This is a genomic window from Pseudomonas sp. NPDC089918 (assembly GCF_050280605.1).
In the GTDB taxonomy this organism is placed as follows: Bacteria; Pseudomonadota; Gammaproteobacteria; order Pseudomonadales; family Pseudomonadaceae; genus Aquipseudomonas.
The window spans coordinates 132,981-154,376 of record NZ_JBNNVP010000005.1 but is presented as its reverse complement, the minus strand read 5'-3'; the positions used below and the strand labels follow the sequence as shown (position 1 = coordinate 154,376).

Below are 21,396 nucleotides of genomic sequence, written 5' to 3'. Positions count from 1 at the left end.
GCCCCCATGCCAGTCAGTCAAGCCCAATCCATGTGGGAGCGAGCCTGCTCGCGAAGGCGGCGGCACAGTCAATATTGATGTCGACTGACACACCGCTATCGCGAGCAGGCTCGCTCCCACAGATTCCGCCCCCTAACTGACAGGCATCAGGCGTCAGCCCTGCTTTCTGAAAGGTACAACCATGACGACAGTCAGAAGCCAGCCCTCGATAGAACTGCACGCCGCTCAGCGCGACGAACTGGAAACCATCGAGAACCTGATGCAGTTCTACGTGTATGACTTCAGCGAATGGTTGCCGCTGAAACTCGGTGAACATGGCTTCTTCAACATCCAGCCCAAACAGGACTACTGGCGAAACCCGGCAACCAGGCCGTTTCTGATCAAGGTTGACGGCGAGCTTGCCGGTTTCGTGACCGTGGATAACGAAATTCATATCGTCGGTGCGGAGCACAACATTGGCTACTTTTTTGTCAGCCGACGCTTTCGTGGCCAAGGCGTCGCGAAGTTTGTCGTCTCCGTCCTCTTGAACCGGTTCCCCGGTCAATGGCAGATTTTCCACATCGATGCCAACCAGCCTGCGCGGCTGTTCTGGGCCAAGGTGATACCCGATCTCACGGGCTCAGCATTCACCGTGCATCAACTGGCAGTGGACGGCTACCCCTGCACCGTTTACCGCTTTAAAAGATCGCAGCCTTCGACAGCTCCTACCCCGACCCCGTAGGAGCTGCCGAAGGCTGCGATCTTGACGATTCCAGCACCGCCAAAGCTGTGCTGGTGCCAGCCACGCCGACTTTCTAATTCCAAAACCACTTTGTCCGACAATATGTAGTGAACAAAAATAATCACTACAAAACCGTTGACGCCTCCGATTTGCCCTTGCATGATGCAGACATCTCCCCGATCGGGAGTACAGGCAACACGTTTGAGCAAGCTCGTCTGACCGCCGAGCTGTTTTTCCCGGATACACGCTGCCCACAAGGCAGATTGAAGAAGCTGACCTGGCCTGAACGTCCAGTACAAAGGACGAGAAGCGCTGGCGATCAATCCTCATGAAGCTTGTGGCCGACCCTGAAAATGTCGGCAGTGGCCTCCAGGTTTTCGCTGCTTCTCTTCGTTGTGACGCTATTGCGTAGCAGTTATTCAACACGACTACATGCAACAGACGCGAGACCCCGTCGTATTGACGGCCGACCGCTGACGTCCTGGTTTCGGTGCCAGGGATCAACTAACCGATGGGCTACTTGTATTAGCGAATCAACTTTGAAAGATCACCAAATGGTCAAGGGGCTTACAATGAATCTGAACAATCAACCTACTATCGATGAACTGGCTCGCTTGTTCGCTGCGCAAAAAGACAGCCAGGACAGCCATATTCTGTGGATCAGCAAATCGGGCCAGGTCCATATCGACTGCCTGTCGCCCCATGCCCACGAAGAAGAGTTCGACCGGAACAACCAGAACCTGCTCGCCCGACTGAAGATGTACCGTCGCGGCCAGGGTTATGTCGGCAAGAAAGCCGCGGCCGACAAGGACTTCATCGGTAATGTGCTGCAAACGCTGAAACAGGCGTGGGCATCGATGCAGAACCAGAACGAAGTTCGGGTGATTGATCGGTTGTATTGATATCCCCCTCAGTAAAGAAAGAAGGCCCCGCTCGGAATATCGAGCGGGGCCTTTTCGTTTGTCTCGTGCGCACCAAACAAAGCTATGGTTAACCGTATGCCCTGCTGGATCTCTGGAGGCTTGCGATGAACAAAATCCTGATATTCATAGTGTTCGCGATGGCGAATTCTGTCCATGCGAACACCCTCCCTGGCATTCCCTCATTCGATGTGGACTGCCCCGGTAAAGTCGTCGTCCATGCGGATCAGGACGGCCCGGTATTGATCAACAGTAAAGAGGCGGTAACCAAAGCCATCAACGATCGCCACTTCGAAGCCAGGGGTTCGGGCATCACGATCTCGATCATCCTCGCCGATGACGATTCGGTGACCGTGTCCTCCACCGGCAAGGCTCCCAATGGGCTGTGCCAATCAGTGGATGACTGACTTCGCCGACTCGACCGCAGCCGCGCCCAATACCAGATCCATGAAGGCCACTGACGCCGCACTGTGATAGTTGTTTTTGCGCCGAAGCAGCGCGGCCCCTCGGTTGGGCGCAGCCCCCTGCAGCGGAATTTTGCGCAATGCCCGTTCCGCGGTGGCGATGGGTTCCGGCAGGATGGTGGCCATCGGCGCGTGACGAATGACCTCCAACAGCGTACTCACCGAGTTCACCTCGATCGCCACTTTGGGCGTGATGTTCTGTTGCCGAAAATACCCGTCGATGGAGGATCGGGTGATGAAGTCCTGCGTTAGCAACGCGAAATCCAGTTGCGCCACTTCCTTTGGTGATAGCGGGTTCTGGCGCTCGTACAACGGATGACTGCGCCCGACCATCACGCCCAACGTCTCGACAAACGCCGGCAGGCACTCGATGTCGGGGCTTCTCACCGGGGTAAAGGCAATGGCGATATCCAACGAGTCATCGAGCAACCCGGCCTCGATGTCATCCATCGATAACTCGAAAATCTGCAGATGGATGTTCGCAAACTTCGCCACGTAGTCGCGCACCAACGGCCCCACCAGATACGCCATGAACGTTGGCGTCATGGCCAGTCGCAAACTGCCGCGGGACAAATCCTTCACGTCATGCAGCGCGCGTTTCCCTGCTTCAAGTTCCACCAGTACCCGACGGGCACTTTCGATATAGGCCAGCCCCGCATCGGTCGGCTTGACCGTGCGCGAGGTGCGGTCGAACAGGCTGACGCCGAGGGTTTCCTCCAGCTGCCGGATCTGCTGGGACAGCGTCGGTTGGGAGACATGCAACGCCTCGGCGGCGCGGGTGAAGCCGCCGTGGTCGGCGACTGCCAGCAAGTAGCGCAAATGTCGGAGCAGCATGGGGCACACCATCTATAGGCAGGACTTATGCGAAGCATTGTATATCGGTCTTGGACGCTATGAATCAATCGACCGAAGATGGCTCCACTTTCCAGCCACAACCAACAGGAGTCACACCATGCAACAGTCCCACGCTTACCAGGACCCGAGTCTGGCCCTAACCACTTCGATCCTCGATGCCAAGGCGCGCAGGAATCTGTCCTGGCAGGATCTGACCGACGGCACCGGCCTGGGCCTGGCCTACGTCACCGCCGCCCTGCTCGGCCAGCATCCGCTGCCGGAAGCTGCCGCCAAGGTGATTGGCGAGAAACTCGAACTGGACGCCGACGCCGTGGCTCGCCTGCAGATCATTCCGCTGCGCGGCAGCCTCTCGGGTATCCCGACCGACCCGACCATCTACCGTTTCTACGAAATGATCCAGATCTACGGCACCACGCTCAAAGCCCTGGTTCACGAGCAATTCGGCGACGGCATCATCAGCGCGATCAACTTCAAGCTGGACATGAAGAAAGTTGAAGACCCGGAAGGTGGTTCTCGCGCAGTGATTACCCTGGACGGCAAGTTCCTGCCATTGCGTCCGTTCTAAGACAGCCAGCACCGACAAATGCCAGTCAATTAAGAATTTGAACACCGCCCCCCTGTGGGAGCGAGCCTGCTCGCGATTGCGGCGGGTCAGCCGGCATTGATGCTGAATGTACCGCCTTCATCGCGAGCAGGCTCGCTCCCACAGGGATTGTGCCTAACTGACTGGCATTAGCCCCTTTCTCATTCATTGCAAGGAAGTCCGCCATGAAAGCGCTCATCGAAGGTTTATTGAAGTTTCAGAACGAAGCCTTCCCGCAACGTACCGACCTGTTCAAACACCTGGCCACCACCCAGCATCCCGGCACTTTGTTCATCACCTGTTCCGACAGCCGCGTAGTGCCGGAATTGCTGACCCAGCAAGAGCCCGGCGAACTGTTCGTGGTGCGCAATGCCGGCAATATCGTGCCCTCTTACAGTCCGCATCCCGGCGGTGTGTCGGCCACGGTCGAATATGCAGTCGCGGTATTGGGCGTGACGGACATCGTGATCTGTGGGCATTCGGACTGTGGCGCCATGACCGCCATCGCCCAGTGCACATGCATGGATCACCTGCCCGCCGTCAGCGGCTGGTTGCAACACGCCGAGTCGGCCAAGGTGATCAACGATTCCCGCCCTCACGCCAGCGACGCAGCCAAGGTAAGTTCGATGGTCCGGGAAAATGTCATCGCCCAACTGGCGAATATCCAGACTCACCCGAGCGTGCGTCTGGCCCAGGAAAAAGGCCTGCTGAATCTGCATGGTTGGGTTTATGACATCGAGACCGGTTCGGTCGATGCGCTGGATGCCAGCCGGCGCAACTTCGTGTCTCTGGCCGAACATCCGGACACCTGTGCGGTGTATGGTCAAGCGGTCGAAGCCGCCTGAAGGTTTGGCGCAGCGTTACAAAATGGGCTGGCACGCGACTGCGCCCGTCCACGGCTGCGAACAGGCATGACACTCACTGGATCACCATAGTCATTTGTCGTCTGACGAGGGTGGCCGACGCTCAGTGGTCTCTTCGGCATTCGGTGCTTCTGGAGAATGTCCTGGGGTGAACACGTGAGTGAGCAATTCGCTGGCATCGATATTGACGACACCAGGAACCGAACGGGCCAGAGCAACAGCCTGCTCACACTGCCTGTGAGTGTTGACGCGACCGCTCAATGCCACCGTGCCCGCATGGGTTTTGACATGGACATTCAGGCCGAGGGTGGTTTCGGCCAATGCCAGGGCCGACTTCACCCGGGCGGTAATCCACGTGTCGTGAACGACCGTTTCCAGACCATGAGAATAATGTTGAAAGGAATGAAGTTTCATGGCGCAACCCTCTCTGACGTAATCAGATGCGCTGTCCGTCCCCGCAGACACGGACACACATTAAGTATAGTGCGTGCCGTTGCCTGCGGTCGGGGGGCTGTCCCTGATGCCGGTAAGATATGAAGAGCGACGAATATCCTGTGGGAGCGGGCTTGCTCGCGAAGACGGCGGCACAGTCAACAATGATGTCGCCTGACACGCCGCTTTCGCGGGCAAGCCACGCTCCCACAGGTTTGCGCGGCTGTTCTGGAGTGCCGTCTCAGCGCTTGACCGACAGACTCGTCTGCGTCATGCGGCTACGGATGGTAAATACGCCATCCCCCGAGAGAATCGCGCTGCGCGCAAACAGGCGCCCACTCTCCCAGTTCGAAAGCCCCAGCTCCGGCTTGTTCAACGCGTACTGTCCATCGACCCAGCGGGTAATCCCGTTGCCGACAAAAGGTGCGTTGACCGCGTTGTAGAAACGCTCCTGCGCCGGGGCATCTTCACTGATCAGCGACACGGTGAATTGCGGGCTGTAGCGGTTGAACAAGACGATGGCCTGGTCCAGGTCGTCGACGATCTTCAGGCTGACTTCCGGGGTTTCTTCCCATTCCCACTCGCGACCCAATTGATCCTCGGGCAGCGGTTCGGCCAACGCTTCGGTCTGATAGCCTTCGGCGCGGTACACCTCGACGCTAGCGGTCTGCCAATCGGCCGGCAAACAGGCCTCGCTCCCCTCGACGATATGCAACTTGCAGCCCTGGCCCCGAGCGGTGCCGGCCTGTTGCAGTGCATCGAGAAACAACGGCACCAGTTCGGCGGCGCGGTCGCGGTGGATCAAGCAAACGTTCAGGGTGTTGCAGACTTTGCGGTCCAGCGAGTTGCGCACCACGGCGGCAAAGCGCTGGGCATCAGCATCCTTGTCGGCGATCAGCCAGGCGCCACCGGTGCCGTGCAGACTGACGGCCGTGCCGGCCTGTTGCGCGATGCTGCCCAACTGGCTGACCGCCCGTCCCGACCCACGGGCCACGGCCAATGACAGGCGCCGGTCGGCGAACATCGCCCAACCGGCGGCGTGATTGACGCTTTCCACCAGCGAAACTGCTCCGGTCGGCAATCCGGCGTCAGCCAGTGCCGGATTCAATGCATGGGTGACGATGGCCTGGGCGGTGCCCAACGCGTCGCTGCCAATGCGCAGCACTGCGGTGTTACCGGTGCGCAATACACCGGCGGCATCGGCAAAGACATTCGGCCGGCCTTCAAACACGAAGGCGACGATGCCCAGCGGCGACACCACTTGCTCGACTTTCCAGCCGTCGTGCTCGACGCAGCTCACGACCTTGCCGCGGGTGGCCGGTGCATCGCGCCAGGCCCGCAGGCCGGCGATCATGTCGCCGCGCATGCGTTCATCGGCGAGCAACCGCGTGGTGGAACGCCCGCGAGCCTTGGCCCGCGCGATGTCGGCCAGGTTGGCGGCCGCAATCAAGGCCCAGCATTCCGGGGTTTCCAGGCGTTGCGCAAAGCGATCGAAGAACTCGCTGATGGCCTGATCCGGGACGCTGGACATCGCGGTGAAGGCCGCTTCGGCGCGCTCAATGGCGACCGCCGCCGCTTGCTGGTCCGCTACCGGGATCAGCAACAACTCGCCGCTGACCTGCTCTACCAGCAGATGGTCGCCGGGCTGGAAGCGCGCCGCCAGTTCGGGGCTGACGACAGTGACACGGTTACCGGCAAAAGGGATTGGCGTGCCAGCGACTAGACGTTCGAGTGCAAGAGACATGAAACGGTTTCACCATGCAGGAGAGCGGCCAGAAAATGTATAGGAAAATCCGTGGAGCGTCATTCACCGGGGCACACTGGCGGTTACTTTTTTGCCAGTCGAAATACATCTTGCTCCAGGCGATTGCTCCCCTGCTTGCGCCATCCGGCGTTTGCGTCATAGACCACCAGCAGCAAGGGCTCTTCTACGCCGGCGGTGCTGACAAAGGTCATTCCTTCGGCATGATCGCGGCCTTTATCCTCTCCTTGCCCATAAGGAACCTCCAGGGCCGGCGTCAGTTGTTCGCTGAAGACAAAACTTTCGTCTGTTGGTCTGGCGCCGTTGTGCCATCGAAACAAGCTGACAGGCCCGTCGAGGTTCATTGTCGGCCCGGCCAGGATCAACATGTCGTCACCATCGATGCATAAGTCCCTGACGCCGAGTCCATCCAGCTGGAGAAAATGCTTTCGGTATTTGCGCCCCTTGGGCCCTATTTTTTTCAGCGTCAGCGTGTGGACGGCCTTGGGATGGTCTTCGGGTTCGACCTCCAGAACAATGGTCCAGCCCCGCAGCACAGGCCCTCGCAACCCGATAAAAACCCGCTTGCCATTGACCTCGAGGCCTTCGGTATCGAACCCGTTGTCCTTACCGGGAATGTGCAGAAATGGCCCTATATGCTCGTCGTCCTTGAGTTCATCGAGCAATTCGTTACCCAGTTGATCGCCGGACAATTGGGCGGCAATTCGAGCATCGTTGATGGTGCTCTTTACCAAAATGAACGTCCCGTTTTCTTCGACCACCGGAATCCGGGCCAGGAGAAAACGATTGCCATCGCGGCTGACAGTTGCCAGACGCTCGGCGTTTTTCTTCAGGGACTTGGTGCTATCGGGTTTTTTCCGTTTCAGGCTGTGAGACCCCACAACCCAGAGATACCCCGTGTCGCGGTCGTAGCTCATGCCTTCCAGGTCTGCCTCAACGAATTCTTCGCCAATCGTCGGGATGACCGGCAGCGCCAACAGGGACGCCAACGGGAATTGTTGGTGCTGATCAAACAGAAACTCGCCCGCACCGACGCGCTCACGCAAGGTGAAGCGCTCCAGGCTCAAGGATTCATCATTGGCGACCCACAGGGTGTCGCCAATCTGGACCACAGCAGACAAGCCTTTGCGCAAATGAGTGTCCGGGTCATTGAAGACTAGAAGCGCGGAACCGAAATTCACCATGAAGTCACCCGCCCCTTGAGTCAAAGAATGCCTGCTTCACGGTAGCGTTCATCGGACGCTAGTCAAGACAGGTCATCAGAACACCGACCAGCCAATCCGCTGACTCAACAACTCCAGCGCGGCCATGCCAGCCAGGGAGTTGCCGGCAGCGTTCAATTCCGGAGACCAGACGCACACCGTGAATTGCCCCGGCACCACCGCGACGATGCCACCGCCCACGCCGCTCTTGCCCGGCAGACCGACGCGATAGGCGAAATTGCCCGCTTCGTCGTACAGCCCGCTGGTGGCCATGATCGAGTTGACTTGCTGGGTCTGGCGGGCGCTGAGGATCTGTGCGCCGCTGTGTTTGCAGAAACCGTCGTTGGCCAGAAAACAGAACGTGCGGGCCAGATCCACGCAACTCATGCGCAGCGCGCAATGGCTGAAGTAGCTGCGCAGCACGGCTTCGACGTCGTTATGAAAGTTGCCGAACGATTGCATCAGATAAGCCATCGCTGCGTTGCGCGCGCGGTGCTGGTATTCCGACTCGGCGACCTTGCCGTCCACCATGACATTCGGGTTGCCAGACAAACGCCGGACAAAATCGCGCATCGACAACGCCGGCGCGGCAAAACGTGACTGGTTGATGTCGCAGATCACCAGCGCGCCGGCGTTGATGAAGGGATTGCGCGGGCGACCGCGTTCGAATTCCAGCTGCACCAGCGAGTTGAACGGCTGCCCGGACGGTTCGTGGCCCAGACGCTCCCAAATCGCTTCGCCGGAATGGTCGATGGCCTGCACCAGGCTGAACACCTTGGAAATACTCTGCACCGAGAACGGCGTGTCGGCGTCTCCGGCACAAAACAACTCGCCGTCATTGCCATACACGGCAATGCCCAACTGATTGGACGGCACGGTGCCGAGGGCGGGAATGTAGTCAGCCACTTTGCCCTGACCGATCAACGGTCGGACTGCGTCAAGGATCTCGTTCAACAGCGCTTGCATGCCGGGTTCCGAAGTCTCGCCCCATGGGATTGCGGGGACACTGTCCCTAGACGCCGCTGGTCGGGGCTGAATCACTTTTGTATGGGAATGTATCTGGCGCGCCCCGGGATACATGAACTTGCGCCGGGCGATCTTTCGGACATACCGCCTATACACCCGGTTGAAAAACTCCTGCTGTCCGCTGACCACCGGCAAAAACCGGGTCGGCCCATTGCTCAGGAGTGTTGTCATGATGACCCAAATTCCCCGTTACCACGGCTGGTCGTTGTTTGGCCTGCTGTCCTTGCTGGTGCTGGTGATGACCGGCCTGATTCTGTTGCTGAACCCGGATCTGGTGGAAGCCACCCGCAGCGCCATTCGCGCCACCGCGCGCACTTCGTTTGCACTGTTTCTTACCGCGTTCACTGCGTCCGCTTTGGCCGTGCTGGTGCCCTCGCCTTTCACTCGATCGCTGGTGCGCGAACGACGCTTCATCGGCCTGGCCTTTGCGTTTTCCCACCTGGTGCATGCCCTCCTGATCTACAGCTACGGCCAATTGAACCCCGAGTTCTGGCCCAGCCGTACCACGGTCGGCAACATCCCGGGCTCAGTCGGTTACCTGTTCATCCTGCTGATGGCGTTGACCTCATTCAAAACCACGGCGCGGCTGATCGGCCCCAAACCCTGGAAAGCCCTGCACGTCAGCGGCATGTGGGTGCTCGCGGCGGTGTTCACCTACTCCAACTTCAAACGCATCCCCATGAGCGCCTGGTACGTACTGCCGTTCGGTTTGATGTTTTCGGCGATCGTCGTTCGGCTGCTGGGCAAGATTGCGCTGAAGTACAAACGGGCGGTCAGAAACACGCTATTGACCGAATGAAACCCCATCAACACCAACATTCCCCTGTGGGAGCGGGCTTTTGTGGCGAGGGGGCTTGCCCCCGTTCGGCTGCGAAGCAGTCGTAAACCCGTTACATGCGGTTTGACTTTGAAATGCCGGGGCCGCTTCGCGACCCAACGGGGGCAAGCCCCCTCGCCACAAAAGCCCGCTCCCACAATGAATGCACCTGTCGATCAAACCCCGGAGCTAAAGCCCATGAACACCTCTCTCTCATCGGCCCTCAAAGGCCTGCACCTGAACCTCGACCGTGCCGGCAGCTGGATCGCCCCCCTGACCTTGCGGGTGTTTCTGGCCTGGGAATTTTTCGAGTCCGGCCTGGAAAAATGGAACGGTCAGAACTGGTTCGCCGACATCCAGAACCGCTTCCCGTTTCCCTTCAATCACTTGCCGGCCACGCTGAACTGGGAACTGGCGATGTGGGCCGAATTGATCTGTGCCCTCGCCCTGCTGGTGGGCCTGGGGACGCGGGTTTCGGTGGTTATTCTGACCGTGGTCACGATCGTCGCGACCGCTGCCGTTCACTGGCCGGCTGATTGGTCTACATTGAGTGAACTTGCCCAGGGTTATGCCATCAGCAATAAAGGCCACGGCAACTTCAAACTGCCGCTGATCTACCTCGCAGCCCTCATGCCGTTGCTGCTCTCGGGGGCCGGAAAGCTCAGCGTCGACGCGCTGCTGGCTCGATACTTCTGGCGGCGCAGTCACCGCTGATCCATCGGCGTCTCGATAACCCCTCCAACTTATATAAAGGAGCCATCATGAGCGTAACCACCCAATGGATCGAGATCACCAGCACCGAGGGCACCTTCGGCGCTTACCTGGCCATTCCCCACATCCGTAAAGGTCCGGGGATTGTGCTGATTCAGGAAATCTTCGGCGTCAACGAGCACATTCGCTCGGTCGCCGAGCAATACGCCGCCGACGGCTACCTGGTGATTGCGCCGGATCTGTTCTGGCGCCACGGCCACCGGACCGAACTGGGCTACGACGAAGCCGGCTGGAAACGCGCCGTCGAGTTGATGAACGCCACCGACACCCAAAAAGCGCAGGCCGACATCAAACTGGCCATTGACGCCCTGAAGGCTCATCCGGGGCTGGACGGCAGGATCGCGTCTATCGGTTTCTGCTTCGGTGGCATGCTGTCGTACAACACCGCGGCCAATGGTTTCGTCGACGTGGCGATCGCCTATTACGGCGGCGGCATTCAAAACCAACTGGATCGAGCCGGTGAAATCAAGGTGCCGATGCTGATGCACTTCGGCGAACAGGACAGCCACATCCCCATCGACGCCGTGAAGCAAATCGCCGAGCGTTTCGAGTTCAACGATGACGTCGATATCGAGGTGTATCCGGGAGCCGAACATGGCTTCAACTGCTCACACCGTGACAGCTACAACCAACGGGCGGCGGTCGAGGCACATGGCAATACGTTGCTCTTTTTGAGTCAGAACCTCTGACCCCAAAAAGCCTGACGCTCGCACCCGCCGGGTTGGTTGAATGTCGCTTCGCCACGGCAAGCGCCAGGATGGTTGCGCCTATGCAATGAACTGTGACGTCGGCAACCCACAGCGTTCGCTGAAGTCCCTGCGCGCGGACTCCACGACAATGGGGGCACCACACGCGTAGATATGGCAGTGGCGCATATCTGGAAAGTCAGCCATGACCGCCTGATGTACGTTACCGCCGCGCCCGCTCCATTGATCCTCTGGTTGCGGATCGCTCAGCACAGGAGTGAACGACAGGCAGGGCATCATCTCCATGACGCGCGCCACCCATGACTTCAGGTAAAGATCGGCACCACAGCGACCGCCCCAGTAAAGGTGGACCGGATGTTGCGAACCGGTTTCAAGCAACGCTTCGATGATCGCCTTGATTGAACTGAACCCGGTCCCGGATGCCATCAAGATGATCGCCGAACCCGGGGCCTGCGGTTCGCCACGGTAATAGAGCTCCCCAAAGGGCCCCGCAATGGCCAGGCTGCCTGTCTTGCCACGGGTTTCCAGAACATTAGCAATGAACTGACTGCCCGTGACCTCCCGGACATGCACATCGATCGTGCTCGACGTGCATGTGCCGCTGGCAATGGAGAAGCTACGTCGTGAGCCGTCGGCCAATACCAGATCGATGTACTGGCCTGCTCGATAGGAAAAACTCTCGGCATCCAGTGCCAGCGTAATGCCGAGTATGTCCGTGGCGAGTCGGTTGACGTCCTGAATCTGGCACGCGATGAGTCCTTTCAAGTGTTGCTCCACTCTATGGTTTCAAGTTGGTTATCGGTCGAGGGCTACTCGTCCAGCGCCGGGTAGATGACGATCCCGTGGCCCGAGGCAGCCGAACCCTGCAGCGCAGGCAGAATCCTCTGAACCTGCCCCGTGGAAATGCTATGGGTGGTGATGATGATGTCGGTCAGGCCACCATCACCTTCATCCTGGAAAATGGCACTGACCGACACGTCGGCATGGGCAAAAATCGAACTGACTTCAGCCAGTACACCTACTTTGTCTTCAACCTTCATCCTGAAATAGAACCGGCTTTGCCTGGCGTCGACGGCAAGGTACTGCCGGGCCTTGATCGCGTTCCGTTTGAAGCCCATGTTCGGCAGACCTACGTAGTGGTCACCGCGCGAACCTTGCGCCAGATCAATCAGGTCTGCGAGTACCGCACTCGCGGTCTGCACACCACCGGCACCGGACCCGTAGAGGAAAGCGGAACCGAACAGGTCGCCGATCAACGCGATACCGTTCATGGAGCCATTGACATGCGCCAGCATGGAGGCATTAGGTACCAGCGTAGGGGCTACCGAAACCCACACTTGATCATCGTGCAACTGCGTCTGGGCAATGAGTCTGAGCTGATAGCCAAGCCGGGCAGCCGCGGCAATGTCGACGGCCTCAACCTCGGTGATGCCTTTGAAATTGACCGCGGTGAAATTGACTGGCACACCAAACGCCAGCGAAGAGAGCAAGGTGATTTTATGCGCCGCGTCTTCGCCATTCACGTCCAGGGTCGGATCCGCTTCGGCGTAGCCTTTTTGTTGGGCCTGGGCCAGCGCTTCGTTGAAAGAAGCACCGTGCTGACTCATTTGCGTCAGGATGTAGTTCGAGGTTCCGTTAAGAATGCCGATGATCGAGGTGACCCGATTGGCGGCTACCGACTCCTTCAGCGTTTTGATGATCGGGATGGAAACCGCCACGGCGCCTTCGAACAGGACGCTCACGCCCATTCGGTCGGCGAGTTCGAAGATGGCTTCACCATGATGAGCCAGCAAGGCCTTGTTGGCTGTAATGACGTGCTTCTTGTTGCTAATCGCACGCATCACCAGATCCTTGGCCAGCCCCGTGCCGCCAATGAGCTCGATGACGACATCGATAGCAGGATCGTCGACCACCGACCAACAGTCCGTGACGATCTCGCACCCCTCGGGCACATACCCTTCAGCTCGTGCCGCAGTGCGGGTGGCAACCTTGACGATCTCCAGCCGAACGTCGGTCTTGGACGCGATCAAGTCCCGATTCGACATGAACTTCTGTACCGTCGCCGAGGCCACGTTGCCGAATCCCAATACACCTATTTTCATGATTGCCTCACTCTGTTCGAAATCGTTCTTCAGGTACTCAACTACGGCGTCCTGCCGCTGTCATTGAGCAGTGGATTCAATAACGGTGCTGTCCCGATCACGTAGCCACTCGAGCATGTCGTCGGTCAAGGGGATATCCAGGTCGAACCCCTTGCCGGGAAGCTGACCGGTAAACCAGGTGGCATAGGTGGTTTCAAATGCAGGCTCAGCCATAAGCCGCTCCAGCTCGAAGTCGACTTCGGCCTGGAACATCGCATCGTCAAGGTGAATCATGAAACCGTAAGGCTCGGCACCGAGGCGATGTGGCAGCAGTTGCACGCTGGTAATAGCGGCGTCGAGCATCAGGGCTTTCAGGATGACCTCATCCGCCACCATGGCGTCGATCTGTTCATCCCGGCGAAAGCGCTCGAAGGCTGAAGAAATGTTGGCATAGCCGCAGAATCGATAGTCGACATTCGCGTCAGCCCATTCCATGAGCGCGGCATGGCTGGTCGAGCCCTGTATGCCGACGACCGTCATCGGTTTTCTCGGTTCATCAGCGCGCGTCAGGGCTGCATTCTTGACCAGAATCCGATGCGCCGTGAAAAAAATCGGTCTGCTGAAGCGGTTACTGTTTCTGCGCTCCGGCGTAATCGTAGTGGAGCCGCATTCGACATCGATGTGTCCGTCTTCAAGCAGCGCCAGACGTGTAGCAGACGTCACTTCAACAGCGCGAATTTCGCACGTGGCGATTCCATGCCTGCGGGCAATACCGGTCAGGACCTGACGGAACAGATCCACCGAATAGCCGAGCGGTACGAATGGGGCATCGGTGCAATATGAGAAGGGTGGCGTGTGCCGCTGAAAACCGACTCGTATCACTCCTTCTTTGCGGATCTTCTCAAGGACAGATTGTGTCGGCATGGGTTTTCCCGGTGGCGATGATTCGTTTCATGTAGTCGATGATTTGTCGCTGAGCGCTCAATGGGTACAGATGACCTCCCGCAATCTCGGTCAATGCAAACGAGCCGGTAGTCAACCTCGCCCAGTTTTTCATGGCTTGCCGGTCCACAAGGCCGTCGTCGCGGCCATACAGGCAATGGACGTCCAGCGGATAAGGCCCTGGAGGCGTCCCCGCAAGTTCCCGATCCATCCAGCTCAGGTCATGCTCGAAGGTCAGACAGAACAGCGCCCGGACCTCTGGATGATCAAGCGCAACGGGATAAGGCTCGCCCATCCGCGCAAACCAGTCCCTCAGATCAGCGGTGGGCTTCAGCGCGCCAACGCGCCGAGGGTCGGGGGATTGCGCCGAAAGGATCAGTGTGGGGCGCACACCATAACGCTCCCACAAGATGCCTGCGACCGCCCAGACTATTGAGGCTCCCATACTGTGCCCGAATAGCACGAGTGCGCGCGGAGCGAGCCCCATCAGAGCCTCGGCGATTAGCGACGCGATGTACGTCAAGGGTTGTGTCAGCGACTCCTGGAGCCGATCCTCCCGCCCGGGCAACTGGACGCAAGCGAGTTTCACGCTATCGCCCAAAAGGCGATGCCAGTCCTTGAATACCGAGACACCCGCGCCTGCATGAGGAATGCAGACGAGTACGTCACGGGAGGCGGCATCTCTAACCCGCACCAGCCGGGAAGGATCCAGCGACATTGAGGGCTCAGGGCTGCAATCGTTCAAGGTTATCCCGGTATTCATTGGCCAGTGCCTGATACTCCAGAGCCGTATCCCTGAGGTTTTGAATATCACTCTTGCTCAACTCCACCAGTCGCTTGGCCGGAGAGCCGGCAATCATGCTTCCGGGCTCAAACCGAGGCCCTGCACTCAAGATCGAACCGGCAGTAACCAGCGAGTCCGCCGGTACACTGGAGCCATTAAGCAAGATAGCGCCGATGCCGATCACCGAGTTTTCGCCGACAGTGCAGCCATGCAGGACTGCTGCGTGCCCAACGGTGACGTTTTTATCGATGGTCAGTGGATACCCGGGGTCGGCATGCAGGATCGCGTGTTCCTGAATATTGCTGCCTTCCTTGATCACGATAGGCGCCTTGTCTCCCCGGATGGTCACCCCAGGCCAGATGCTGACGTTCTTCTCGATGCGCACGTCGCCAATAATGACGGCATCGTCGAACACATAGGCGTCGGGGTGAATTTCGGGCGTCACGCCCTTGAAGCGGTAAGTGGTCATTGCTGCTCACGTATCAGAGAGGAAAGAAGGCGCAGGCTGTTCAAGGTGTCGTCGCGGTTCACGCCAAAGTCGAGCAGACAGGCTACTTCATCGACCCCCATCAATTTGAAGGATTTGAGCACCGTTGCCGCGCGCTCGGGGCTGCCGATCAGGGAGCTGGTATTGATGTAGCGACTGAACACCATGTCGACGAAATCATCGTTGTCCGTGCCGACCGCGCTGATGGCATTGACCTTCGCATCCTTCTCGGTATTGGCCGTCTGGTGTTGCCCCACGAACGACTTCAGGTACTCGCTCAGCGGCGCCCGGACGGTTTCGATGGCGGCATCGTCGGTGTGATCCAGGTAAGTGTGGAGCATCAGCGACACCACGCCTTTGGCCGGATCCAGCCCCGCAGCGGACCTCGCTTCACGGTAGATCCGAATGCGCTTCTCCAGATCCCTGGGACCAAAGTTGATCAACGCCGTCAGCACGTTCAACCCGTTTTCGCCGGCAAAGCGCCAGGCGTCTTCCTTCTGCGAGGTGGTGAGCCAGAGTGGCAACTGCCGTTGCACGGGACGTGGGTAGGTGACGATGCTCTGCATGGCGCCATTGGCATCCATCCTTGAGCTCTCGCCGCCTTCCCAGAGAGAAGCAAGTTCACGGCGGTACGCATTCAGAACGTCAGACCTTGCGACAAAATTCTCCGGTTTCAGGACGAAATCACGCACATGCCAACCTGGGGCCAGCGCCAGATCCACACGGCCGCCGGACAGGTTGTCAACCACCGCCCACTCCTCTGCCACTCGCATCGGATCATGCAGCGGCAGGTTGATACTGCCGGCCCGTAGACGGACATTGCGCGTGATGGTGGCCAACGCGGCTGCCAGCACGGACGGGTTCGGGTAGGCTCCGCCCACTTCGGTGAAGTGTCGTTCCGGAGTCCAGATAGCATTGAACCCGTTTTCATCGACGAACTTCGCCACCTCCAGCAGCAATTCGTAAGGGTTCTTGCCGGCACTTAATCCGGAAAAAAAGATGACGCCCAGTTCCGGGATCGTCTTGACCGAGACCGGCGTCTTCGCGCAAGGGTCCTCGGCGGGACGTAGCGCCTTGAGCCTGGCATGCAACGCCGCCAATTGACTGGACGAAAAAGTGACTGCTTCAGACATGTTCAACCTCGTCCTCTAGCAGTTGTTCGGCGATCTGCAATGACATCGCGAACACCGAGCTGTTGTCATAGAAACCACGCAATGGAATGTCCAGATTGAAGGTCTCGCGCAGCTTGTTGATCATCTGAATGGCGATCAAAGAGTTACCGCCCAGATCGAAGAACGATAGCGACGGGTCGATCCCCTCCCCCAGATAGGAGGCGTAGATGCCCGAGACAATGGCTTCCACCGGGTTGGTTTCACCCATGGCCTGCTGTGCTGCCGGGGACGGCTCGGCACGGACGACGCTCACCGGAGCAACAGGCCGTGCCGTCTCGGCACAGGCGGCTTCCCTGCGCGGTCGGAAGCCGATGACCGGGTCGATCCAGTGCCGGGTCTTTTCGAACGGGTAGACAGGAAGCACGGCATTGCGCTTACCCTCGACGAACGGTGCGAGCTCAAGTTTCCCGGACAACGTCCAGTAGGCTGCGAGGACCGAAAGGAACGATTGATACTCCTCCTCCACTGCGCCGAGCGCTGGCACGATGCGCACCGGATCGGCTGATTTCCCACCCCAGTTCGATTGAATCAAGTGCTTCATGGCAAAGCCGTGACCGACCTCCACGAAGGTGCGTACTCCCAACTCGCGCAGGGTCTGGATCGACTTGGAAAACTGCACGGTTTTGAGCAGGTGATCTGCCCAATAGATCGGGTTTTTGTACTCGTACTCGGTGAGCAGATGGCCCGTGATATTGGAGATCAGCGGGATGCGCGCCTGGCCAAACTCGACATCTTTCATGAACGCCAGAAATTGCGAGGCGCCCTCTTGCATCAGTGGCGAATGGAAAGCGTGCGACGTGCGCAAGCGTTGATGCGCCACGCCCGCTACGGTTGCCTGGGCGATGATTTCGTCGATGCGGTCGAACGAGCCCGCCAGCACGCTTTGCGTCGGCGAGTTGTGGGCGGCGATGGCGACCCCGCCGAGCAGCGGCCCAAGCCCATCCAGCCGTTCGATAGCTAGCATCGCGCCGGGCTCGCATTGATCCATGCATTGCGCACGCCTGATGATCAGGGCGGCTGCTGTCTGCAGATCGAATACCCCTGAAAACGTCGCGGCGATCACTTCGCCCAGGCTGTGCCCGAAAACGAAGTCCGGGACGGCGCCGAACTCGCTGAGAGTCTGCGCTGTTGCAAGTTCCACAGCGAACAACAGCGGCTGGGTAATGAGCGTTGACGTAATGTCCTGGGCTTTGTCGAGGTGCCAGAGATAGGCCCCCAGATCGAGGTCGTGTTCTTCCTTGAAGATCGCGAGTATACGTTCAAGGTTGAGTTTGAAGGCCGGGCATTGCGCGGCGAGGGCAGCCCCCATCTCGATATTCTGGGTACCCTGTCCGGAGAATACGAACGCCGACAGGTTGGATTCGCCGCCAATGTACTGATGAAAGTTGCCGGCGGCCAGCAGCGACGCAGCCTGGCGGTTGGACTGCGCAACCAGCGCGACCCGGCAAGGCAGGATCGGTCTGCCATGGTAGGCGGTATGCACCGTATCGGCGAAGACCGTATCTGTCTCATCCTCGAAGTAATGCTGGTAGCGGGAAACCAGACGCTCGATGGCCGGTCGGGATTTGGCCGAAAAGGTAAAAATTCCCGGTTTGTCGGTCTGCTCCACGGCCGGCATCTCAATGGCGACATCCGGATAACCTTCGAGGATCACATGGCTGTTGGTCCCGCCCATGCCAAAGGCACTGACAGCGACCACCTGCGCTCGTTGCGGATCCAGCGATCGCGCCTGAGCGGTCACGTAAAAACGCGAGTCGTCCAGGGACAGGAGCGGGTTTGGTGTCGAGACATGCAAGGTCGCCGGAATGGTTTTGTGTTTGAGAATCAAGGCGGCCTTGATCAGACCAATGACCCCTGCCGCTATGTTGAAATGACCGAAGTTCGCTTTCAGTGAGCCAATGCCACATGCATGGCCGGCCTCACCGTAAGCCTGCTTGATCGCTTCGACTTCAATCGGGTCACCCAGCGCCGTTCCAGTACCATGGGCCTCGATGTACTGGATGTCCTCGGGGTCGATACCGGACACTGCAATGGCTTCGGTCAAGGCTTGAACCTGCCCCGTCACGCTCGGCGCAGTGAAGCCAACCTTGCTGGCGCCATCATTGCTGATGGCTGCACCCTTGATGATCGCGAAGATCTCATCGCCATCGTGAATCGCCTGTTCCAGAGGCTTGAGCAGTACAAGACCCAGGCCGTTGGTGAACAGGGTTCCATTGGATTGCGAATCGAACGGGCGGCAATTGCCGTCGGGCGAGAGCACACCATCCTGTTGGTAGAGGTAGCCCGCATGCTGCGGCACCTTGATGTTTACTGCGCCAGCAATGGCGGTGTCGCATTCGCCGAGCATCAAGCTTTGACAGGCGGCATGGACCGCGACCAGTCCGGTTGAACAAGCGGTCTGAACATTGACGCTCGGACCACGCAAATTCAGCTTGTAGGAGATGCGGGTCGCCAGGAAATCCTTGTCGTTGCCATGGCGAACCATCATCTCGCCCAGCGAGTCGACCACGTCACTTTTTTCCAGAACGCCGAACAGGTAAGAACTGAACGACGAACCGGCGAACACACCAATCCGTCCCGGGTAACGTCCCGGATCAATGTTGCCGCGGTTGAGCAGCGTCATCGATGATTCCAGCATTGTGCGCTGCTGCACATCGAGAACATCGGCCTCGATGGCGCTCATGTCGAAATACTGCGAGTCGAAACAATCGATATCCGGCAATACACCCGCGCGTTTGACATAGTTGGGATGGCTCAGGCGCGATTGCGCGACACCACAGCGCAGAATATCGTCGTCATCAAGGTCGGACAGGGTGCATGTTTCGTCACTGAGCACGTCCCAGAATTGTTCGATGTTGGCAGCGCCCGGAAGCCTGCAGTCCATGGCAATAATTGCGATTGCGCCCTGGTCATGGTTCTGTTCGATGGTCATTGCACACTCGCATGGTTGGTTCGACGAACTCGCGAAGCGATCAGGCTCCGTCGATTCACAAGTCTGGGATCAGACGCGTTCTTGTCGGCGCGCAGAGCCGTTGTTTCGCCAGAATGCGCACGGACCAGTTCGACTTGGGTTTCAATGGTGGAGTACTGAAACAGCCGAACGAGGGGGATCTTCAGGTTGAATTCCCGCTGCAGGCGTTCATGCAAAACCACGATGGAAAGCGAGTTCCCTCCGAGGTCGAAGAAGTTCTGCGTTCTGCTCAACTGTTGGCGCTCAAGAACTTCCCGCCAGACGTTTTCAAGCCGGTGTATCGCACTGCGACTGTCGTTCAGGTGGGCATTGGGCGAGAACTCGATCGGCTTATTGGCCTGTTCAGACAAGCGCTTGCGATCAAGCTTGCCATTAGGCAATCGCGCCAATGTGCCGTGGACATGCATATCGGAGGGCACCATCACCGAAGGCAGTCTGTCGCGCAGATAACCGAGCAACTCCTCGACTACGCAACACTCGGACTCAACGAAAGCGACGATCGCCTTGGTAAAGCGCGTACTCCTGGCACAGACAAAAACATTGGTGATGCCCGGATACCCCAGGATCACCGATTTCACTTCCCCCAGATCGATTCTTACGCCATTGATCTTGATCTGGTCATCCTGGCGTCCAAGGATCTCGAGCTCGTTATTATGACTGCGGCGACCGATGTCACCGGTGCGATACACCGCAAGGCTCGGGTCAGGGGCAAAAATCCCTTCGACAAAGGGCGATACCAATGCCCCCTCGACGAAATATCCGTGGGAGCGGAAAGGCGTTGCGATGCAAATTTCGCCGGTTTCGCCGGCACCGCAGAGCCTTCCATCCTCGGCAAGCACAAAGCTCATCGCACCTTCCATGGGACTGCCCACCGACTGAATGCCATCCGCCAGAGGTGCACACACACGCTTGAAATGCTTGGCCAGCGTAGTTTCGGTTGGCCCATACAGATTAACCACTTGTGAACCCGGGAACAGGATCGTCCACCGGGCCACCAACGCAGCATCCAGCGGCTCGCCGGCAAAAAACGACACCCTGAGCGATTCGACAGGAAGCTGATCAGCCTGCTGATTGAGCCATAGGCCCGCAATGGAAGGCACCACATGCACGGCGGTGATTGCGTTATCACGGATGAACGAAATGGCCGCCTGCGCACCGAGTAATCTTTGCGCAGGAATACACACCGTCGCCCCGCTGATCAACGGAGTGAAAACATCCCGAAACCAGACATCGAACGACAGATTGGTGAACTGGGCGAAGCGATCCTCGGGCGTGATCGAGAACTCGATGCTTTGCCAGAGAAGAAACTGCGATAACCCATTGTGGCTGCCAACAATCGCTTTGGGTTTTCCCGTGGATCCGGACGTAAAGGCGATATATGCGTAGTCACTGCCAGCCTTCTGGAACACGCCGGCCCCCTCTTCGGCCGCTGGCTCGAGGATCTCGATCATCGAGTCAGGGTCAGCCACATCCCTCGCTTGGCAACGTATTACCGCGCGCGTCGGAACAGCGTTCAACATGGCGTGCTGACGCTCGCCGGGCAAGCCGGCATCAATCAGCATGAGCGTACAGTTCGCGGCCCAAACGGCCAGTGCAGTGGCTATCGCCTGCGCAGAACTCTGCGCGATGACTGCCACGATACTGCCCTCATCCAGTTTGTAGCCTGCGATGCAGGCCTTGAGCACTTGTACGGTACTTTGCAGCTGCGCATAGGTTATCTGCTCATCGCCCTCGCAAATGGCGATACGACTGGCATGCGCCTCGCAAGCGCGCTGGAACAGCGTATGGACGGAATCGAACGTACTGACTGACGATGTTTGGTCTTCCATGATGTGC

21 protein-coding genes are annotated in these 21,396 nt (G+C 58.6%); 8 read left to right on the top strand and 13 right to left on the bottom strand.

From position 1 onward, the window contains the following. Nucleotides 1-181: 181 nt before the first annotated feature. The 3 genes from ACQKPC_RS05890 (at nucleotide 182) to ACQKPC_RS05880 (ending at nucleotide 2,048) form a co-directional block, all read left to right on the top strand. Nucleotides 182-721, top strand: a complete 540-nt coding sequence (locus ACQKPC_RS05890) for a GNAT family N-acetyltransferase (RefSeq protein ID WP_427623552.1) — start codon at nucleotides 182-184, stop codon at nucleotides 719-721. 572 nt (nucleotides 722-1,293) lie between these two features. Beyond that, nucleotides 1,294-1,623: a hypothetical protein gene (locus ACQKPC_RS05885; RefSeq protein WP_008072022.1), complete on the top strand. Its 330-nt coding sequence runs from the start codon at nucleotides 1,294-1,296 to the stop codon at nucleotides 1,621-1,623. Between the two features lie 125 nt (nucleotides 1,624-1,748). Continuing rightward, complete coding sequence (locus ACQKPC_RS05880) at nucleotides 1,749-2,048, top strand: hypothetical protein (protein WP_427623551.1); 300 nt, start codon at nucleotides 1,749-1,751, stop codon at nucleotides 2,046-2,048. On the opposite strand, the gene cynR is transcribed toward ACQKPC_RS05880, so the two are convergent. Then, on the bottom strand, nucleotides 2,034-2,939 hold the full coding sequence (gene cynR / locus ACQKPC_RS05875; RefSeq protein ID WP_427623549.1) for a transcriptional regulator CynR: 906 nt from the start codon (nucleotides 2,937-2,939) through the stop codon (nucleotides 2,034-2,036). The genes ACQKPC_RS05880 and cynR overlap by 15 nt on opposite strands. Nucleotides 2,940-3,057: 118 nt before the next feature. Here cynR and cynS point away from each other — a divergent pair, with 118 nt between their 5' ends. Beyond that, complete coding sequence (cynS, locus tag ACQKPC_RS05870; RefSeq protein WP_008072016.1) at nucleotides 3,058-3,525, top strand: cyanase; 468 nt, start codon at nucleotides 3,058-3,060, stop codon at nucleotides 3,523-3,525. A 203-nt stretch (nucleotides 3,526-3,728) separates the two neighbouring features. After that, the gene (locus ACQKPC_RS05865) at nucleotides 3,729-4,388 is read left to right on the top strand and encodes a carbonic anhydrase (RefSeq protein ID WP_008006778.1); all 660 of its coding nucleotides are present in this window, start codon (nucleotides 3,729-3,731) and stop codon (nucleotides 4,386-4,388) included. A gap of 90 nt (nucleotides 4,389-4,478) precedes the next feature. Here ACQKPC_RS05865 and ACQKPC_RS05860 read toward each other — a convergent pair whose 3' ends face one another. From ACQKPC_RS05860 to glsB, 4 genes are all read right to left on the bottom strand, one after another. Further along, nucleotides 4,479-4,820: a BON domain-containing protein gene (locus tag ACQKPC_RS05860; protein WP_427623547.1), complete on the bottom strand. Its 342-nt coding sequence runs from the start codon at nucleotides 4,818-4,820 to the stop codon at nucleotides 4,479-4,481. 259 nt (nucleotides 4,821-5,079) lie between these two features. After that, the gene (locus ACQKPC_RS05855; protein WP_427623545.1) at nucleotides 5,080-6,582 is read right to left on the bottom strand and encodes an aldehyde dehydrogenase family protein; all 1,503 of its coding nucleotides are present in this window, start codon (nucleotides 6,580-6,582) and stop codon (nucleotides 5,080-5,082) included. An 83-nt stretch (nucleotides 6,583-6,665) separates the two neighbouring features. Next, entirely contained in the window at nucleotides 6,666-7,784 is a 1,119-nt protein-coding gene (locus tag ACQKPC_RS05850; RefSeq protein ID WP_427623543.1) for a DUF3616 domain-containing protein, read from the bottom strand. 75 nt (nucleotides 7,785-7,859) lie between these two features. After that, nucleotides 7,860-8,768 (bottom strand): glutaminase B, encoded by a 909-nt coding sequence (gene glsB / locus ACQKPC_RS05845; protein ID WP_052962965.1) that lies wholly within the window; start codon nucleotides 8,766-8,768, stop codon nucleotides 7,860-7,862. A gap of 229 nt (nucleotides 8,769-8,997) precedes the next feature. Here glsB and ACQKPC_RS05840 point away from each other — a divergent pair, with 229 nt between their 5' ends. From ACQKPC_RS05840 to ACQKPC_RS05830, 3 genes are all read left to right on the top strand, one after another. Further along, nucleotides 8,998-9,627 carry a ferric reductase-like transmembrane domain-containing protein gene (locus ACQKPC_RS05840; protein WP_427623542.1) on the top strand — a complete coding sequence of 210 codons (630 nt, stop codon included), beginning with the start codon at nucleotides 8,998-9,000 and terminating at the stop codon, nucleotides 9,625-9,627. A gap of 216 nt (nucleotides 9,628-9,843) precedes the next feature. Beyond that, nucleotides 9,844-10,359: a DoxX family protein gene (locus tag ACQKPC_RS05835; protein WP_427623540.1), complete on the top strand. Its 516-nt coding sequence runs from the start codon at nucleotides 9,844-9,846 to the stop codon at nucleotides 10,357-10,359. A 47-nt stretch (nucleotides 10,360-10,406) separates the two neighbouring features. Beyond that, entirely contained in the window at nucleotides 10,407-11,105 is a 699-nt protein-coding gene (locus ACQKPC_RS05830; protein WP_427623539.1) for a dienelactone hydrolase family protein, read from the top strand. Nucleotides 11,106-11,183: 78 nt separating this feature from the next. Here ACQKPC_RS05830 and ACQKPC_RS05825 read toward each other — a convergent pair whose 3' ends face one another. From ACQKPC_RS05825 to ACQKPC_RS05790, 8 genes are read right to left on the bottom strand one after another with little or no spacing between them, the layout of a single operon-like run. Next, a complete protein-coding gene (locus ACQKPC_RS05825) occupies nucleotides 11,184-11,888 on the bottom strand; it encodes an FAD-binding oxidoreductase (protein WP_427623538.1) in 705 nt (234 codons plus the stop codon). A gap of 44 nt (nucleotides 11,889-11,932) precedes the next feature. Next, complete coding sequence (locus ACQKPC_RS05820) at nucleotides 11,933-13,225, bottom strand: homoserine dehydrogenase (protein WP_427623536.1); 1,293 nt, start codon at nucleotides 13,223-13,225, stop codon at nucleotides 11,933-11,935. A gap of 60 nt (nucleotides 13,226-13,285) precedes the next feature. Next, nucleotides 13,286-14,128: a transporter substrate-binding domain-containing protein gene (locus ACQKPC_RS05815; protein ID WP_427623535.1), complete on the bottom strand. Its 843-nt coding sequence runs from the start codon at nucleotides 14,126-14,128 to the stop codon at nucleotides 13,286-13,288. Beyond that, nucleotides 14,106-14,864, bottom strand: a complete 759-nt coding sequence (locus ACQKPC_RS05810; RefSeq protein WP_427623534.1) for a thioesterase II family protein — start codon at nucleotides 14,862-14,864, stop codon at nucleotides 14,106-14,108. The genes ACQKPC_RS05815 and ACQKPC_RS05810 overlap by 23 nt, the downstream gene beginning before the upstream one ends. Before the next feature lie 7 nt (nucleotides 14,865-14,871). Further along, nucleotides 14,872-15,399, bottom strand: coding sequence for a gamma carbonic anhydrase family protein (locus ACQKPC_RS05805; RefSeq protein WP_427623533.1), 528 nt, complete (start codon nucleotides 15,397-15,399; stop codon nucleotides 14,872-14,874). Beyond that, a complete protein-coding gene (locus ACQKPC_RS05800) occupies nucleotides 15,396-16,550 on the bottom strand; it encodes a MupA/Atu3671 family FMN-dependent luciferase-like monooxygenase (RefSeq protein ID WP_427623532.1) in 1,155 nt (384 codons plus the stop codon). Before ACQKPC_RS05800 ends, ACQKPC_RS05805 begins: the two co-directional genes overlap by 4 nt. Further along, a complete protein-coding gene (locus ACQKPC_RS05795) occupies nucleotides 16,543-19,521 on the bottom strand; it encodes a beta-ketoacyl synthase N-terminal-like domain-containing protein (RefSeq protein WP_427623531.1) in 2,979 nt (992 codons plus the stop codon). The genes ACQKPC_RS05800 and ACQKPC_RS05795 overlap by 8 nt, the downstream gene beginning before the upstream one ends. Beyond that, complete coding sequence (locus ACQKPC_RS05790; RefSeq protein ID WP_427623529.1) at nucleotides 19,518-21,389, bottom strand: non-ribosomal peptide synthetase; 1,872 nt, start codon at nucleotides 21,387-21,389, stop codon at nucleotides 19,518-19,520. Before ACQKPC_RS05790 ends, ACQKPC_RS05795 begins: the two co-directional genes overlap by 4 nt. Nucleotides 21,390-21,396: the final 7 nt, after the last annotated feature.